Source organism: Actinacidiphila polyblastidii, from assembly GCF_036353415.1.
Classification (GTDB): Bacteria; Actinomycetota; Actinomycetes; order Streptomycetales; family Streptomycetaceae; genus Actinacidiphila; species Actinacidiphila polyblastidii.
In genome coordinates, this window is the sequence record NZ_JAZEWV010000001.1 from 539229 (window position 1) to 555425 (window position 16197).

Sequence of the window (16197 nt, forward strand, 5' to 3'; positions counted from 1 at the left end):
CCTGGTCGGGTGAGCGACTACCCCATCGAGCCCTCCGCGCCAGGACGCACCCCGGGCGGGCGGCTGCGCGTGCTGGCCGCCATGAGCGGCGGTGTGGACTCCGCGGTCGCCGCGGCGCGAGCCGCCGAGGCCGGCCACGACGTGACCGGCGTGCACCTCGCGCTGTCCGCGAACCCGCAGAGCTTCCGCACCGGCGCCCGCGGCTGCTGCACCGTCGAGGACTCCCGCGACGCCCGGCGCGCCGCCGACGTCATCGGCATCCCCTTCTACGTGTGGGACCTCGCCGACCGCTTCCGCGAGGACGTCGTCGAGGACTTCGTCGCCGAGTACGCGGCCGGCCGCACCCCCAACCCGTGCCTGCGCTGCAACGAGAAGATCAAGTTCGCCGCGCTGCTGGACAAGGCGCTCGCGCTCGGCTTCGACGCCGTGTGCACCGGCCACTACGCCACCGTCCTGGTCCGCCCCGACGGCTCCCGCGAGCTGCACCGGGCGAGCGACGCCGCCAAGGACCAGAGCTACGTCCTCGGGGTGCTCGACGAGCGGCAGCTCGCCCACGCGATGTTCCCGCTCGGCGACACCCTCACCACCAAGGACGAGATCCGCGCCGAGGCCGAGCGCCGCGGCCTGGCGGTCGCCCGCAAGCCGGACAGCCACGACATCTGCTTCATCGCCGACGGCGACACCCAGGGCTTCCTGGCCCGCCGGCTCGGCGCCGCCGAGGGCGCGATCGTCGACGAGTCCGGCGCGCAGGTCGGCACCCACACCGGCGCCTACGGCTTCACCGTCGGCCAGCGCAAGGGCCTGCGGCTCGGCGTCCCCGCCGACGACGGCAAGCCGCGCTACGTGCTGGACATCTCCCCGGTCGACAACCGGGTCACCGTCGGCCCCGCCGAGGCGCTCGACGTCACCGCGCTGACCGCGATCCGCCCCCGCTGGTGCGGCGCCCCGCCGGCCGGCCCGGCCGCGTACACCGCGCAGCTGCGCGCGCACGGCGAGGACGTGCCGGTCACCGCGCGGCTCGTCGACGGCGAGCTGCGGGTGGCCTTCGACGGGCCGGTGCGCGGCGTCGCGCCGGGCCAGGCGGTGGTGCTGTACGACGGCACCCGGGTCGTCGGCTCCGCCACCATCGCCACCACCGACCGCCACCAGGAGAAGCCCGCGGTGACCGTATGAACATCGGAGTCTTCCTGTCCGCCGCGGACCTCGGCGAGCAGTACACCGCCCCCGCCAAGGAGTTCGGCCGGCTGATCGGCGAACGCGGCCACACCCTGGTGTGGGGCGGCTCGGAGGCCGGCCTGATGAAGGTCCTCGCGGACGCCGTCCAGGAGGCCGGCGGCCGGCTCGTCGGGGTGTCGGTGGACTTCCTGCACGACCTCGCCCGCAAGGACGCCGACGAGATGGTCGTCGCCCGTGACCTCGCCCACCGCAAGGCCGAACTGCTGCGGCGCTCCGACGCGATCGTGGTGATGGTCGGCGGCACCGGCACCCTCGACGAGGCCACCGAGATCCTGGAGCTGAAGAAGCACGGGCTGCACACCAAGCCCGTGGTGCTGCTCAACAGCGCCGGCTTCTACGACGGCCTGGAGCAGCAGCTGCACCGGATGGAGAGCGAGGGCTTCCTGCCGCTGCCGCTCGCCGAGCTGGTGCACGTCGCCCGCGACGGCGAGGCCGCGCTCGGGTACCTGGAGGAGCGCCGGTGAGCGCGCACCTGCTGACCGGCGGCGGCTCCGGCATCGGCGCGGCGATCGCCCGCCGGCTGCTGGACCGCGGCGACGAGCTCTGGCTGCTGGCCAGGGACGCCGGCCGGGCCCGCGAGCTGGCCGCGGCCTACCCGGGCGCCCACACGCTGGTCGGGGACCTCGGCGAACCCGCGCGGCTGTCCTGGGCGCTCGGCCACCAGTCCCTGCCCGACCGGCTCGACTCGCTGCTGCACATCGCGGGCGTGGTCGAGCTGGGCCAGGTCGGCGACCTCACGCCGAAGATCTGGAACGAGACGCTGGCCGCCAACCTCGTCGGCCCCGCCGAGCTGACCCGGCTGCTGCTGCCCCAGCTGCGGCTCTCGCACGGCCACGTGGTCTTCGCCAACTCCGGCGCGGGCCTGGCCGCGAGCGCCGAGTGGTCGGCGTACGCGGCCAGCAAGCACGGGCTGCGGGCGCTGGCCGACGCGCTGCGCGCCGAGGAGCACGGCAACGGGGTGCGCGTCACCACCGTCTACCCCGGCCGCACCGCGACGCCCATGCAGGCCAAGGTCCACCAGCAGGAGGGCAAGGCGTACGAGGCGGCCCGCTGGATCGACCCCGAGTCCGTCGCCACCGCCGTCCTCACCGCGGTCGACCTGCCGCGCGACGCCGAGATCACCGACCTGACGGTCCGCCCCGGCCGCTGAGTCCGCCGCCATCGGGTCCACCGCCACCGGGTCCACCGCGGCCCGGCCCGCGGTCTCACCCGACCGTGTGGACCTCGCCGCCGCCCGCTGACGCGTCGACCGATTCGTCCGCCTCCTGATCGTAGGGTCGTCCGCGCCCCACCCGATCCGAGGGAGCGGACCGACATGGCCTCAGCCACCGCAGCACGGTGGAGCATCCCGACCCCGGTCGGGGCCGCGCTGCGGCTCGCGGCCCCCGCGCTGCTCGGCTACGGCGCCGCCCGCACGCTCGGAATCGGCCTGCTCACCTACCTCGCCGAGCGGCGCGGCGAGTCCCCCGGCACGGTGCTCTACGGCTCCTGGGACGCGCGCTGGTACCAGGACGTGGTCGAGCACGGCTACGACCGCACCGTCAGCGGCACCCCGCACACCTGGCACGCCTGGAGCAACCTCGCCTTCTTCCCGCTCTACCCCTGGCTGTGCCGGATCGCCGACGCGGCGCTGCCGCTCGGCCTCGCCACGTCCTCCTGGCTGGTGTCGCTGGCGGCGTCCCTCGCCGCCGCCTGGCTGATCTTCCTCGTCGGCAACCGGCTGCACGGCCGCAGGACCGGGACCGTGCTCGCGGTCCTCTGGGGCTGCGTGCCGCACGCCCTCGTGGAGTCCATGGCCTACACCGAGTCGGTGTTCACCGCGCTGGCCGCGGCCGCCGTGTACACCGCGCTGGACCGGCACTGGGTGCGCACCGGGGTGCTCGCCGGCCTCGCCGGACTCACCCGGCCGACCGGGATCGCGCTGGCCGGGGCGGTCTGCGCGGTCGCGGGACTGGCGCTGCTGCGGGCGCTGCGCCGCGGCGAACCGTGGTGGCGGCCCGCCCTGGCGATCGCCCTCGCGCCCGCCGGCTGGGCCGCGTTCGTGGTCTGGGTGGGGCTGCGGCTGCACCGCGCGGACGGCTACTTCGCGGTCCAGGACGCCTGGGGCAACCGGCTCGGCAAGGGCGGCTACCTGCTGCGCCGCGTCCGCTGGGTCTTCCTCGGCCGCCGCGGCGGCGAGGTGCCGGTCGCCTACGTCATGGTGACGCTCGTCGTCGCCGCCTGCTTCGTGCTCCTCGCCCTGTGCGTGGTCCAGCGGCAGCCGCTGCCGCTGCTCCTGTTCGGCGGCGCGATGCTGGCCGTCGTCGCCCTGGGCCGGGGCGTCTACATCGCCACGGCCCGCTTCCTGCTGCCGGCCTTCCCCCTCCTCCTCCCCCTGGCCCGCGTCCTCGCCCGCGCCCACCCCCGCACCATCGCCCTCACCCTCACCACGGCCGCCTGCGCCTCCGCCGTCTACGGCGTCCACCTCGCCCTCATCTGGAACGGCCCCCCGTAGGAGCTGCCGCTGCCGTGGCGTGGTCCGGCCGGCCGGCCGGGGGTCGCGGCCCGCGGCCGAGCGGTGCCGGGCCGGCGGGGGTGGTCCAAGGAGGCGCGGCATCCTTCGGTCGGGGCTGCGCGGCGCGTGCCGGGAGCGGGGGGCTCCCCGCCGCGTACCGCTTACGCTGCGGGGGTGAGTACGGATGAGGTGTTCGCGCTCCCCGAGGGCGCTGCGACCGGGGTCGGATCGATGCCGGGGGTCGACGCCCGCGAGGCCGCCCGGGTGGCGGCCGAGGCGGTGGAGCTGCTGCCGTTCCTGCCGGAGCTGCCCGCCAGGGGCCCCGGCGCGGACATGGTAGGCCGCACGCTGGGGATGCTGGTCGAGCTGTACGCCCGGCTGGAGCCCAGCGGCTGGCGGTTCGGCGACCGGCCGGGCCGCGACACCCGGCGGGCCAGGTCCTGGCTGCGCGAGGACCTGGACGCCCTGGAGGAGTTCACGCAGGGCTACCAGGGCCCGCTGAAGGTGCAGGCGGTCGGCCCGTGGACGCTCGCCGCGGGCGTCGAGCTGCGCGGCGGCGAGGCCGCGCTCGGCGACCCCGGCGCCTGCCGGGACCTGACCGCCTCGCTCGCCGAGGGCCTGGCCGCGCACCTGGCGGACATCGGCCGGCGCATCCCGGGCGCCCGCCCGCTGCTCCAGCTCGACGAGCCCTCGCTGACCGCCGTCCTCACCGGCACGATCAGGACCGCCAGCGGCTACCGCACCTACCGCGCGGTGGACCGCACCGTCGTCGAGGGCGCGCTGCGCGACCTCAAGGACGCGGTCGGCGTGCCGGTGATCGTGCACTCCTGCGCGCCCGCCGTGCCGTTCGCGCTGCTGCGCCGGGCCGGCGTCGCCGGCATCTCCTTCGACTTCGAGCTGCTCACCGAGCGTGACTGGGACGCCTTCGGTGAGGCGGCCGAAGCGGGCACCGCACTCCTCGCCGGTGTCGTACCGGGCAAGGATGCACCGTTGTCGGACCCTGCGAGTAGCGTCAGTGGTGTTCGGGCGCTGTGGCGCAGGCTGGGACTGGCACCGGGGGCACTGGGCTCCTCCGTGGCCGTGACCCCGTCCTGCGGTCTGGCGGGGGCCTCGCCGGCCTACGCCCGGGAGGCTCTCGCGCACTGCGCGAAGGCCGCCCGCTCGCTCGTCGACAACCCTGAGTGACCGCGTAGGAAGGACGGAACCGTGGCAGCCCTTGAGGACGCGACGCCCGCGGACATCCCCGCCGAGGCGCGCGAGCAGCACGCCCGGCTGGCCGAGCAGATCGAAGAGCACCGCTTCCGTTACTACGTCAGGGACGCGCCGGTCGTCAGCGACGCGGAGTTCGACCGGCTGCTGCGGAGCCTGGAGGCGCTGGAGGAGGAGCACCCCGCGCTGCGCACGCCGGACTCGCCCACCCAGAAGGTCGCCGGCGCGTACGAGACGGAGTTCACCTCCGTCCGGCACCGCGAGCGGCTGCTGTCGCTCGACAACGCGTTCTCCGAGGAGGAGCTGGCCACCTGGGCCGACCGGGTGGCCGCCGAGCTCGGCGCCCCGGACAACGCGCGCAGCCCGTACCACTTCCTGTGCGAGCTGAAGGTCGACGGCCTCGCGGTCAACCTCACCTACGAGAAGGGCCGGCTGACCCGCGCCGCCACCCGCGGCGACGGCCGCACCGGCGAGGACATCACGCAGAACGTGCGGACCATCGCCGACATCCCCGACCGGCTGGCCGGCGAGCAGGTGCCGGAACTGGTGGAGATCCGCGGCGAGGTGTACTTCCCCGGCGAGAAGTTCGACGAGCTGAACGCCCGGCTGGTGGAGGGCGGCGACAAGCCCTTCGCCAACCCGCGCAACGCCGCGGCCGGTTCGCTGCGGCAGAAGGACCCGCGGATCACCGCCTCCCGCCCGCTGCGGATGGTCGTGCACGGCATCGGCGCCCGCGACGGCTTCGCCATCGACCGCCAGTCGCAGGGGTACGAGCTGCTGCGCCAATGGGGCCTGCCCACCGCCCGGCACAACAAGGTGGTCGACTCGCTCGCGGCCGTCGGCGAGTTCATCGCCCACTACGGCGAGCACCGGCACGACGTCGAGCACGAGATCGACGGCGTGGTCGTCAAGGTCGACGAGATCCCGCTGCAGGGCCGGCTCGGCTCCACCTCGCGCGCCCCGCGCTGGGCGATCGCCTGGAAGTACGCGCCGGAGGAGGTCAACACCCGGCTGGTGGACGTGCGGGTCGGCGTCGGCCGCACCGGCCGCGTCACCCCGTACGCGGTGGTGGAGCCGGTGACCGTGGCCGGCTCCGAGGTCGAGTTCGCCACCCTGCACAACCAGGAGGTCGTCAAGAAGAAGGGCGTGCTGATCGGCGACACCGTGGTGCTGCGCAAGGCCGGCGACGTCATCCCGGAGATCCTCGGCCCGGTCGTGGACCTGCGCGACGGCAGCGAGCGGGAGTTCGTGATGCCCGCCGAGTGCCCCGAGTGCGGCACCGCGCTGCAGCCGATGAAGGAAGCCGACATCGATCTGCGCTGCCCCAACGCCCGGTACTGCCCCGCCCAGTTGCGCGAGCGGATCTTCTACCTGGCCGGCCGCCGCTGCCTGGACATCGAGGCGCTCGGCTACGTCGCGGCGACCGCGCTGACCCAGCCGCTGGACGCCGAGGCCCCGCTGCGCGACGAGGGCGACCTGTTCGGCCTGGAGATCGGGCGGCTGCTGCCGATCCGCTCCCACGTCCTGGACCAGGACACCGGCCTGCCCAAGCGCGACCCGGAGACCGGCGAGGAGAAGACGGTCTCCTTCTTCGCCAACCAGAAGGGCGAGCCGAAGAAGAACGCCCTGGCCATGCTGGAGAACATCGCAGCCGCCAAGGACCGCCCGCTGGCCCGGGTGCTCACCGGGCTGTCCATCCGGCACGTCGGGCCGGTCGCGGCCGAGGCGCTGGCCCGCGAGTTCCGCGACCTGGACCGGATCAAGGACGCCGAGGAGGCCGCGCTGGCCGCCGTCGACGGCGTCGGCCCGACCATCGCGGCCTCCCTCAAGCAGTGGTTCGCCGAGGACTGGCACCTGGAGATCATCGAGAAGTGGCGGGCGGCCGGCGTCCGCTTCACCGAAGAGGGCTCGGACGAGGGACCCCGGCCGCTCGAAGGGCTCACCGTGGTCGTGACCGGAACGCTCCAGGGGCATACCCGGGATGGCGCAAAGGAGGCACTGGGCAGCCGGGGCGCGAAAGTCACCGGTTCCGTCTCCAAGAAGACGGACTTCGTCGTGGTGGGGGACAACCCCGGTTCGAAGTACGACAAGGCAGTGCAGCTCAAGGTGCCCGTGCTGGACGAGGACGGCTTCGCCGTCCTGCTCGGGCAGGGCGCCGACGCGGCGCGCGAGGTCGCGGTGAACCCGGCCGGCGCGGGCGAGGAACAGCAGACGGAGGCGGCGGACGCGGCGAAGGACGCGGCAGGTGGCGAATCGGACTGAATAACCACCGAATGTCACCCGATCAGCCCATATCAGAACGCCGTGATCCCGCAGGTCGCATTCGGGCAATGGCAGCCGATCGGGTCTCGGGACAGCGCCCTTCGTCCTACTGTTGAGAGGCGCGCCCCTGGGGCATCAACCTTGCAGCAGCTCCAGCGGGTTGGCCTCCGGGCCGGCCCCGGGGTCGGCTTCCGGACACGGGCGCGGTACCTGCCGCTTGACCGGCTGTGAGAGGGACGGGCATGGACATCACGGAGAGCGCCGGAGCGGCGCCGCTGCCCAGCAGCGACGCCGCGTCCGTACTCCCCGCGAGCCCGGGACCCGTGGTGCGCCTGGCGGTGCCGGCGGCCGCCGGGGTCGCCCTCGCCGCAGGGGTGGTCCGGGTGCTGGACGGCGGCCACGCCCTGTTCCCCGGCGGCACCGTGGGCTGGGCCTTCGCCGTCCTCACCGGCGTCATCGTCGGCCACCTGGTCGCCATGGGCCGGGACCGCTGGTGGGGCGGCACCGGCTCCGGCGCCGCCCTCACCCTGGCGATGCTGCTGCTCTACGGCTGGGTGCCCGCGGTCCTGGTCAGCCTCGCCGTGGTGGTGCTGGTCGGCGCCGCCCGCAGGCACCGCTGGCGGCAGGCCGGGCTGCACGGCGCCATCGACATCCTCGGCATCGGCGCGGGCTCGCTCACCCTGGCGCTGTGCGGCCGCACCCCCTCCGTCGAGCGTCCCTGGGACCCCTCCAGCTGGTCGCCGACCGCCGTCGTCAGCGTCACCCTCACCGCTCTGGCCTATCTGGCCGCCACCCGCGCGCTGCTGTGGTGGGCGTACGCGCCGCGCGGCGGCGGCCTGCCGACCGTCGCCCGCACCGCGCTGGTGCGCCAGGGCATGGTCGGCGGCGCGCTGCTCGGCATCTCGCCGCTGATCCTGGTGGTCTCCAGCGACATGCCGGTGCTGCTGCCGCTGTTCGCGGTGCCGCTGATCGCCCTCGACTCCACCCTGTGGATCGCGCACGCCCGCGCCGAGGAGCAGCTGCGCGACCCGCTCACCGGACTGCCCAACCGCCAGTGGCTGCTGGAGCGCACCTGGAACGCGCTGGACGCGGCCCGCGAGGGCGGCCGCGAACGCGGGGACCTGCCGGCCGGCGGCAGCGCCGGCGGGCCGCCCCCCTCCGGCCGGGGCCGGGTCGGGCTGATCCTCATCGACCTCGACAAGTTCCGGTCCGTCAACGACACCCTCGGCCACCTGGCGGGCGACCGGCTGCTGCTGCAGATCGCCGACCGGCTGCGGCTGGCGCTGCCCAGGGGCGCCGAGGCGGCGCGCCTCGGGGGCGACGAGTTCGCCGTCCTGCTGCCCGTCTGCGACTCGCCCACCAGCGCCCAGCGCATCGCGCGCGCCCTGGTCGCCGCGCTCGGCTCGCCGATCGGCCTCGACGGGCTGACCCTGGTGCTGGAGGCCAGCGCCGGGGTCGCGGTCTTCCCCGACCACGCCACCGACGCCGAGGGGCTGCTGCGCCGCGCCGACGTCGCGATGTACCAGGCCAAGCGGGACCGCAGCGGCGCCGAGGTCTACGAGGCCACCCGCGACGGCAACACCCCCGACCGGCTCGGCCTGCTCGGCGACCTGCGCCGCGCCCTGGAGACCGGCGACGTCGAACTCCACTACCAGCCCAAGGTCCGGTTCGACGGCCGGGTGGCCGGCATGGAGGCGCTGGTCCGCTGGAACCACCCCGAGCGCGGCCGGGTCAACCCCGACGAGTTCATCACCATGGCCGAGACCTCCGGCCTGATGCCGCAGCTGACCGAGTACGTGCTGGAGACCGCGCTCGCCCAGATCGCCCGCTGGCGCGCGATGGGCCTGGACGTCCCGGTCGCCGTCAACGTCTCGCCGCGCGACGTGCACACCCCCGGCTTCGCCGGCGCGGTCGCCGCCCGGCTGGCCCGGCACCGGGTGCCGCCCGGCGCGCTGCAGCTGGAGATCACCGAGCACGTCCTGCTGGAGGACCCGCAGCGCGCCGCCGACACCCTCAACGGGCTGACCGGGCACGGCGTGAAGATGTCCCTCGACGACTTCGGCACCGGCTACTCCTCGCTGGTGCACCTGCGCAAACTGCCCGTCAGCGAGCTGAAGATCGACCGCTCCTTCGTGGCCAGGCTCGTGGTCGACAGCGAGGACGCCGAGATCGTCCGCTGCACCGTCGACCTCGCGCACTCCCTCGGCCTGATGGTCGTCGCCGAGGGCGTCGAGGACGACGAGACGTGGGAGCGGCTGCGCGACATGCGGTGCGACGCCGTCCAGGGCTGGCTGGTCGCCGCCGCGATGCCGCCGGACGAGGCGACGGCCTGGCTGCGCGCCCGCGGCGCCCGCGGCTGGCAGCGGCACGAACTGCCCGCCGGCGCCCGCACCGCGCGGGTGCCGGCGCTGCCCGGCCTGCCGCCGACGGCGGGCGGCACCCCGCCGGTGTCACCGGCCGTCGTCGCCGAGTAGCGGCCGCCGGACACCCGCCGCGGCGCCCTGCGGCGCGCGCCGAACGGCCGGCGCACGGCGGGCGGACCGGGGCCGGGGGGAATCGTTTCGCGGTCGGGGTGCGCGGGCCCATAGGATTGGGGCCACAATCGACATCTCACCCCCCAGAGGATCGCTGCATGCCTGGCATCACGCGCGAGGAGGTCGCCCACCTCGGCCGGCTGGCACGTCTGGAGCTCTCCGGCGAAGAGTTGGACCACTTCGCCGGACAGCTCGACGACATCATCGGCGCGGTAGCCCGCGTATCCGAGGTGGCCGGCGAGGACGTACCGCCGACCTCCCACCCGCTGCCCCTGACCAACGTCATGCGCCCGGACACCGTCCGGCCGTCGCTGACCGCGCAGCAGGCCCTGTCGGGCGCGCCCGCGCAGGAGCAGCAGCGCTTCAAGGTGCCGCAGATCCTGGGGGAGGACTGACCATGACGGACATCATCCGGCTCACCGCCGCACAGACCGCCGCGAAGATCGCCGCAGGCGAGCTGACCGCGGTCGAGGTCACCGAGGCCCACCTGGCCAGGATCGAGGCCGTCGACGAGAAGGTGCACGCCTTCCTGCACGTCGACCGGGAGGGCGCGCTCGCCCAGGCCCGCGCGGTGGACGCCAAGCGCGCCGCCGGCGAACCGCTCGGCCCGCTGGCCGGCGTGCCGCTCGCGCTCAAGGACATCTTCACCACCGAGGGGGTGCCGACCACCGTCGGCTCGAAGATCCTCGAGGGCTGGATCCCGCCGTACGACGCGACGGTCACCCGGCGGCTGAAGGCCGCCGGCGTGGTCATCCTCGGCAAGACCAACATGGACGAGTTCGCGATGGGCTCCTCCACCGAGAACAGCGCCTACGGCCCGACCGGCAACCCGTGGGACCTCACCCGCATCCCCGGCGGCTCCGGCGGCGGCAGCGCCGCGGCCCTCGCCTCCTACCAGGCGCCGCTGGCCATCGGCACCGACACCGGCGGCTCCATCCGGCAGCCCGCCGCGGTCACCGCGACCGTGGGCGTCAAGCCGACGTACGGCGGGGTGTCCCGCTACGGCATGGTCGCCTTCTCCTCCTCGCTCGACCAGGGCGGGCCCTGCGCGCGCACGGTGCTGGACGCCGCGCTGCTGCACGAGGTCATCGCCGGCCACGACCCGATGGACTCCACCTCCATCGACGCGCCGGTGCCGCCGGTCGTCGAGGCCGCCCGCAGCGGCGACGTCAGGGGCCTGCGGGTCGGCGTGGTCAAGGAGTTCGGCGGCGAGGGCTACCAGGCCGGCGTCGTCCAGCGCTTCACCGAGGCGGTCGAGCTGCTGAAGGAGCTGGGCGCCGAGGTCGTCGAGCTGTCCTGCCCGTCCTTCACGTACGCGCTCGCCGCGTACTACCTGATCGCGCCCTCGGAGTGCTCCAGCAACCTGGCCCGCTTCGACGCGATGCGCTACGGCCTGCGGGTCGGCGACGACGGCACCCGGTCCGCCGAGGACGTCACCGCCCTCACCCGCGACGCCGGCTTCGGCCCCGAGGTCAAGCGCCGCGTGATCCTGGGCACCTACGCGCTCAGCTCCGGCTACTACGACGCGTACTACGGGTCGGCGCAGAAGGTCCGCACCCTGATCACCCGTGATTTCGAGCGCGCCTTCGAGCAGGTCGACGTGATCGTGTCGCCGACCACGCCCACCACGGCGTTCCCGATCGGCGAGCGGGCAGACGACCCGATGGCGATGTACCTCGCCGACCTGTGCACCATCCCGGCCAACCTGGCCGGCAACGCGGCCATGTCACTGCCCTGCGGCCTCGCACCGGAGGATGGTCTTCCGGTGGGACTGCAGATCGTCGCGCCCGCACTCCAGGACGACCGGCTCTACCGGGTCGGCGCCGCCGTCGAGGCCGCCTTCGTGAAGAAGTGGGGCCACCCGCTGCTTGAGGAGGCACCCCAGCTGTGAGCACCGACAAGAAGTCCAAGGGCAAGTTCGGCACCTACCTGACCATCGGGACCACCTTGTTCGCCGCCTTCAGCAACATCAAGAAGGTCCGCGCCGCCAAGGGTGAGAACGACACGCTCCAGCTGGTCGACGGCCTCATCCGCGTCGCGGCCGTGGCCACCGGCGTGGCGCTGCTGGTCCGCGAACTGCGCGAGGCCGTTGACGACGACATCCTGACGGACTGACCGGACGGACTGAGAAGGTAGAGGGAACTGTGACCGTCACGGATCTGCCGTCCTACGAGGACGCGCTGGAGTCGTACGACCCGGTGATGGGCCTTGAGGTCCACGTGGAGCTGGGCACCCGCACGAAGATGTTCTGCGGCTGCTCCACCGAGCTGGGCGCCGAGCCCAACTCGCAGACCTGCCCGACCTGTCTGGGCCTGCCCGGCTCGCTGCCGGTGGTCAACGCCGTCGGCGTCGAGTCGGCGATCAAGATCGGCCTCGCGCTGAACTGCGAGATCGCGCAGTGGTGCCGCTTCGCCCGGAAGAACTACTTCTACCCGGACATGCCGAAGAACTTCCAGACCTCGCAGTACGACGAGCCGATCGCCTTCAACGGCTACCTGGACGTCCAGCTGGAGGACGGCGAGGTCTTCCGGGTGCAGATCGAGCGCGCCCACATGGAGGAGGACACCGGCAAGTCCACCCACGTCGGCGGCGCCACCGGACGCATCCACGGCGCGACGTACTCGCTGCTGGACTACAACCGGGCCGGCATCCCGCTGATCGAGATCGTCACCAAGCCGATCGAGGGCGCCGGCGAGCGGGCCCCCGAGGTCGCCCGCGCCTACGTCGCCGAGCTGCGCGAGCTGATCAAGGCGCTGGGCGTCTCCGACGCCCGGATGGAGATGGGCCAGATGCGCTGCGACGTCAACCTGTCGCTGCGCCCGCAGGGCGAGAAGAAGTTCGGCACCCGCAGCGAGACCAAGAACGTCAACTCGCTGCGCAGCGTGGAGCGCGCCGCCCGGTTCGAGATCCAGCGGCACGCCGCGGTGCTCTCCTCCGGCGGCAGCATCGTGCAGGAGACCCGGCACTTCCACGAGGAGGACGGCTCCACCACCGCGGGCCGGATCAAGGAGGAGGCGGAGGACTACCGCTACTTCCCCGAGCCCGACCTGGTGCCGGTCGCGCCGGCCCGCGACTGGGTCGAGGAGCTGCGCGGCGGGCTGCCCGAGCTGCCCCGGCTGCGCCGCGAGCGGCTCAAGACCGAGTGGGGGGTCTCCGACCACGAGATGCGGTCCGCGCTCAACGCCGGCGCCATCGACCTGATCGTCGCCACCACCGACGCCGGCGCGGACGCCGCCTCGGCCCGCAAGTGGTGGATGGGCGAGCTGGCCCGGCACGCCAACGAGACCGGCGCGGAGCTGTCCGCGCTGGCCATCACCCCGGCGCAGGTCGCCAGGGTCTCGGCGCTCGTCGCGGCCGGCGACCTCAACGACAAGCTGGCCCGCCAGGTCATCGAGGGCGTGCTGGCCGGGGAGGGCGAGCCGGACGAGGTGGTGGAGCGGCGCGGCCTGAAGGTGGTGTCCGACGACGGCGCGCTCGGCGCGGCCGTCGACCAGGCGATCGCCGACAACGCGGCGATCGCGGACAAGATCCGCGGCGGCAACCTGGCCGCGGCCGGCGCGCTGATCGGCGCGGTCATGAAGCTCACCCGCGGCCAGGCGGACGCCAAGCGCGTCCGCGAGCTGGTGCTGGAGAAGCTCGGCGTCCAGGGCTGACCGCGGCGCGGCGGCAGCCGCAGCGCGGGTACGAAGGGCGGCACCCCACACCGGGGTGCCGCCCTTCGCCGTCGGGTCGCGGGCCCGGCCCTGTGCCCGGCCTCAATGCCCAGCCCTATGCCTGGCCTTATGCCTTTCTTACCCCCTTGTGAGGAAGCGCACGAAAGTCGCAAAGGATCTTTTTCCCCTGGCACAGTGGGTCGGACGTCGAACACAGGGGTAACCGATCCATGGCCGCTCTCGCACGGTGGTGCATCAACCGCCGCATCACCGTCGTGTTGTTGTGGATCGCCGTCCTCGTCGGCCTGACCGCGGCGGCGGGCGCCGCCGGCTCCGCGTACTCCAAGAAGTACGAGGCCCCGGGGACCGAGTCGGGACACGCCGCGTCGCTGCTGCGCGAGGCGTTCCCCGGCCAGGCGGGCGACAGCGAGACCATCGTCTGGCACACCGGCCACGGCACGGTGCGCGCCGCCGACGTCGAGCAGACCATGACCCGGGCGCTCGACCACGCCCGTAGGCTGCCCGGCGTCACCTCCGTGGTCAGCCCCTACGGCGCCGCGGGCCACGCGCAGATCAGCCGCGACGGCCACACCGCGTACGCCACCGTCGGCTACGGGCAGGACGCCGACAGCATCAGCCGCTCCCAGGCGCAGGCGCTGGTGGACACCGCCAAGGCCGCGCAGGCCCCGGACCTGCGGGTCGAGCTGGGCGGCCAGGCCGTGGGCAGCACCGAGAGCACCAGCGCCCACCTCAGCGAGGTCGTCGGCGTCGCGGTGGCCGCCGTCGTCCTGCTGGTCGCCTTCGGCTCCTTCGCCGCCATGCTGCTGCCCATCGCGACCGCGCTGGTCGGCTGCGGCACCGCCTACATGGGCACCGTGCTGCTCGGCCACGCGATGACCGTCGCCGACTTCGCGCCGATGCTCGGCATGCTGATCGGCCTGGGCGTCGGCATCGACTACGCGCTGTTCATCGTCACCCGGCACCGCAGAGGGCTCAAACGCGGCCTGAGCGTCGCGCAGGCCGCCCAGGAGGCGGTCACCACCACCGGCAGGGCGGTCGTCTTCGCCGGCGGCACCGTGTGCACCGCGCTGCTCGGCATGCTGATCCTGCGGCTGGACTTCCTCAACGGCGTGGCCGTCGCCTCCGCGCTGACCGTGCTGCTCACCGTCGCCGCCTCGATCACCCTGCTGCCCGCGCTGCTCGGCGTCATCGGCACCCGCGCGCTCAGCCGGCGCGAGCGCCGGGCGCTGGCCGCCCGCGCCGTCTGCACCGACGACGGCTGCGAGACCGTCCCGCAGCCCGAGCCGCCGGCCGGGCTCGCGGTGCGCTGGTCGGCGTTCGTCGAGCGCCACCCCAAGGTGCTCGGCCTGCTCGCCGCCGTGGTGATGGCGGTGCTCGCGATCCCCACCTTCACCCTGCACCTGGGCACCTCCGACCAGGGCAACGGGCCCGCCACCGCCACCACCCGGCAGGCGTACGACCTGCTCGCCGGCGGCTTCGGGCCCGGCACCAACGGGCCGCTCACCCTGGTCGCGACCACCGACGGCGCCGCCGCCCGCGTCGCCTTCGACCACCTGCCGGCGACCCTGGAGCACACCCCCGGCGTCGCCTCCGTCAGCCCGGCCGCCTTCGACGGCGCGGGCCGCACCGGCGTGGTCACCGTCGTGCCGGACAGCGCGCCGCAGTCCCGCGACACCTCCGACCTGGTCGACCGGCTCCGCCACGAGGTGCTGCCCGCCGCCGAGCACGACACCGGCCTCCAGGTCTACGTGGGCGGCACCACCGCCAGCTACGACGACTTCGCCGCCGTCGTCATCGGCAAGCTCCCGCTCTTCGTCGGCTGCGTCGTCGGGCTCGGCTGCCTCCTGCTGCTGCTCGCCTTCCGCTCGGTCGGCATCCCGCTGAAGGCCGCCGTGATGAACGTCGCCGCGGTCGCGTCCTCCTTCGGCGTGGTCACCGCGGTCTTCCAGTGGGGCTGGGGCAGTGAGTGGATGGGGCTCGGCCGGGCCGGCCCGATCGAGCCGTTCCTGCCGGTGATCATGGTCTCGGTGCTCTTCGGGCTGTCCATGGACTACCAGGTCTTCATGATCAGCCGGATGTACGAGGAGTGGCAGGAGACCCGCGACAACCGGCGCGCGGTCCGGATCGGGCTGGCCGAGACCAGCCGGGTGATCAACTCCGCCGCGGTCATCATGATCGCCGTCTTCGCGGCGTTCGTGCTCAGCGGCGACCGCGTGATCGCGATGTTCGGCGTGGGCCTCGCCGCGGCCGTCGCGCTCGACGCGTTCGTGCTGCGCACGCTGCTGGTGCCGGCCCTGATGCATTTGCTGGGCGCGGCGAACTGGTGGCTGCCCGGATGGCTCGAGCGGCGGCTCCCCCGGCTCAGCATCGAGGCCCCGCCCGCCGAGCCCACCGGGCTCGCCGTCCCCGACGCCCTGCCGGCCGCGGTGGCAGCCGGTCCACCGGCCGCCACCCGGGTCCGCGCCTGACCGCTCCGGGCCGCTGGGCCGTTTGCGGCCGCTCGCCCGCGCCGGGCCGCGGGGGCCGGGCTGCCGGCCGGGTCCGCGCCTGACTGCTCGGGGCGGCTGGGCCGTTTGCGGCCGCTCGCCCGCGCCGGGCCGCGCGGGCCGGGCTGCCGGCCGGGTCCGCGCCTGACCGCTCCGGGCCGCTGGGCCGTTTGGGGCCGCTCGCCCGCGCCGGGCCGCGCGGGCCGGGCTGCCACCCGGGTCCGCGCCTGCCGCTGGGCGCCGCTGGGCGGATCAGGGCCGCTCGCCTGCGCCGGGCCGCGTGGGCCGGGCCTCCGGCCCGG

General features: G+C 74.3%; 12 protein-coding genes. All 12 read left to right on the plus strand.

The features are described 5' to 3' along the window. The first annotated feature begins 9 nt into the window (after window positions 1-9). Window positions 10-1173: a tRNA 2-thiouridine(34) synthase MnmA gene (gene mnmA, locus V2S66_RS02170; protein ID WP_330792648.1), complete on the plus strand. Its 1164-nt coding sequence runs from the start codon at window positions 10-12 to the stop codon at window positions 1171-1173. Continuing rightward, complete coding sequence (locus V2S66_RS02175; protein ID WP_330792649.1) at window positions 1170-1700, plus strand: LOG family protein; 531 nt, start codon at window positions 1170-1172, stop codon at window positions 1698-1700. The genes mnmA and V2S66_RS02175 overlap by 4 nt, the downstream gene beginning before the upstream one ends. Beyond that, window positions 1697-2386, plus strand: a complete 690-nt coding sequence (locus tag V2S66_RS02180; RefSeq protein ID WP_330792650.1) for an SDR family oxidoreductase — start codon at window positions 1697-1699, stop codon at window positions 2384-2386. Before V2S66_RS02175 ends, V2S66_RS02180 begins: the two co-directional genes overlap by 4 nt. A 165-nt stretch (window positions 2387-2551) precedes the next feature. Further along, window positions 2552-3730 carry a hypothetical protein gene (locus V2S66_RS02185; RefSeq protein ID WP_330792651.1) on the plus strand — a complete coding sequence of 393 codons (1179 nt, stop codon included), beginning with the start codon at window positions 2552-2554 and terminating at the stop codon, window positions 3728-3730. A gap of 174 nt (window positions 3731-3904) precedes the next feature. Continuing rightward, on the plus strand, window positions 3905-4915 hold the full coding sequence (locus tag V2S66_RS02190) for a methionine synthase (protein WP_330792652.1): 1011 nt from the start codon (window positions 3905-3907) through the stop codon (window positions 4913-4915). A gap of 21 nt (window positions 4916-4936) precedes the next feature. Continuing rightward, window positions 4937-7201 carry an NAD-dependent DNA ligase LigA gene (gene ligA / locus V2S66_RS02195; RefSeq protein ID WP_330792653.1) on the plus strand — a complete coding sequence of 755 codons (2265 nt, stop codon included), beginning with the start codon at window positions 4937-4939 and terminating at the stop codon, window positions 7199-7201. Between the two features lie 242 nt (window positions 7202-7443). Beyond that, the gene (locus tag V2S66_RS02200) at window positions 7444-9675 is read left to right on the plus strand and encodes a putative bifunctional diguanylate cyclase/phosphodiesterase (RefSeq protein ID WP_330792654.1); all 2232 of its coding nucleotides are present in this window, start codon (window positions 7444-7446) and stop codon (window positions 9673-9675) included. 158 nt (window positions 9676-9833) lie between these two features. Next, entirely contained in the window at window positions 9834-10130 is a 297-nt protein-coding gene (gene gatC / locus V2S66_RS02205; protein WP_330792655.1) for an Asp-tRNA(Asn)/Glu-tRNA(Gln) amidotransferase subunit GatC, read from the plus strand. Between the two features lie 2 nt (window positions 10131-10132). Next, window positions 10133-11626, plus strand: coding sequence for an Asp-tRNA(Asn)/Glu-tRNA(Gln) amidotransferase subunit GatA (gatA, locus tag V2S66_RS02210; RefSeq protein ID WP_330792656.1), 1494 nt, complete (start codon window positions 10133-10135; stop codon window positions 11624-11626). Beyond that, window positions 11623-11850: a hypothetical protein gene (locus tag V2S66_RS02215; RefSeq protein WP_330792657.1), complete on the plus strand. Its 228-nt coding sequence runs from the start codon at window positions 11623-11625 to the stop codon at window positions 11848-11850. Before gatA ends, V2S66_RS02215 begins: the two co-directional genes overlap by 4 nt. Before the next feature lie 29 nt (window positions 11851-11879). Further along, complete coding sequence (gene gatB / locus V2S66_RS02220; protein ID WP_330792658.1) at window positions 11880-13388, plus strand: Asp-tRNA(Asn)/Glu-tRNA(Gln) amidotransferase subunit GatB; 1509 nt, start codon at window positions 11880-11882, stop codon at window positions 13386-13388. Window positions 13389-13618: 230 nt separating this feature from the next. Then, the gene (locus tag V2S66_RS02225) at window positions 13619-15877 is read left to right on the plus strand and encodes an MMPL family transporter (RefSeq protein ID WP_330792659.1); all 2259 of its coding nucleotides are present in this window, start codon (window positions 13619-13621) and stop codon (window positions 15875-15877) included. Window positions 15878-16197: the final 320 nt, after the last annotated feature.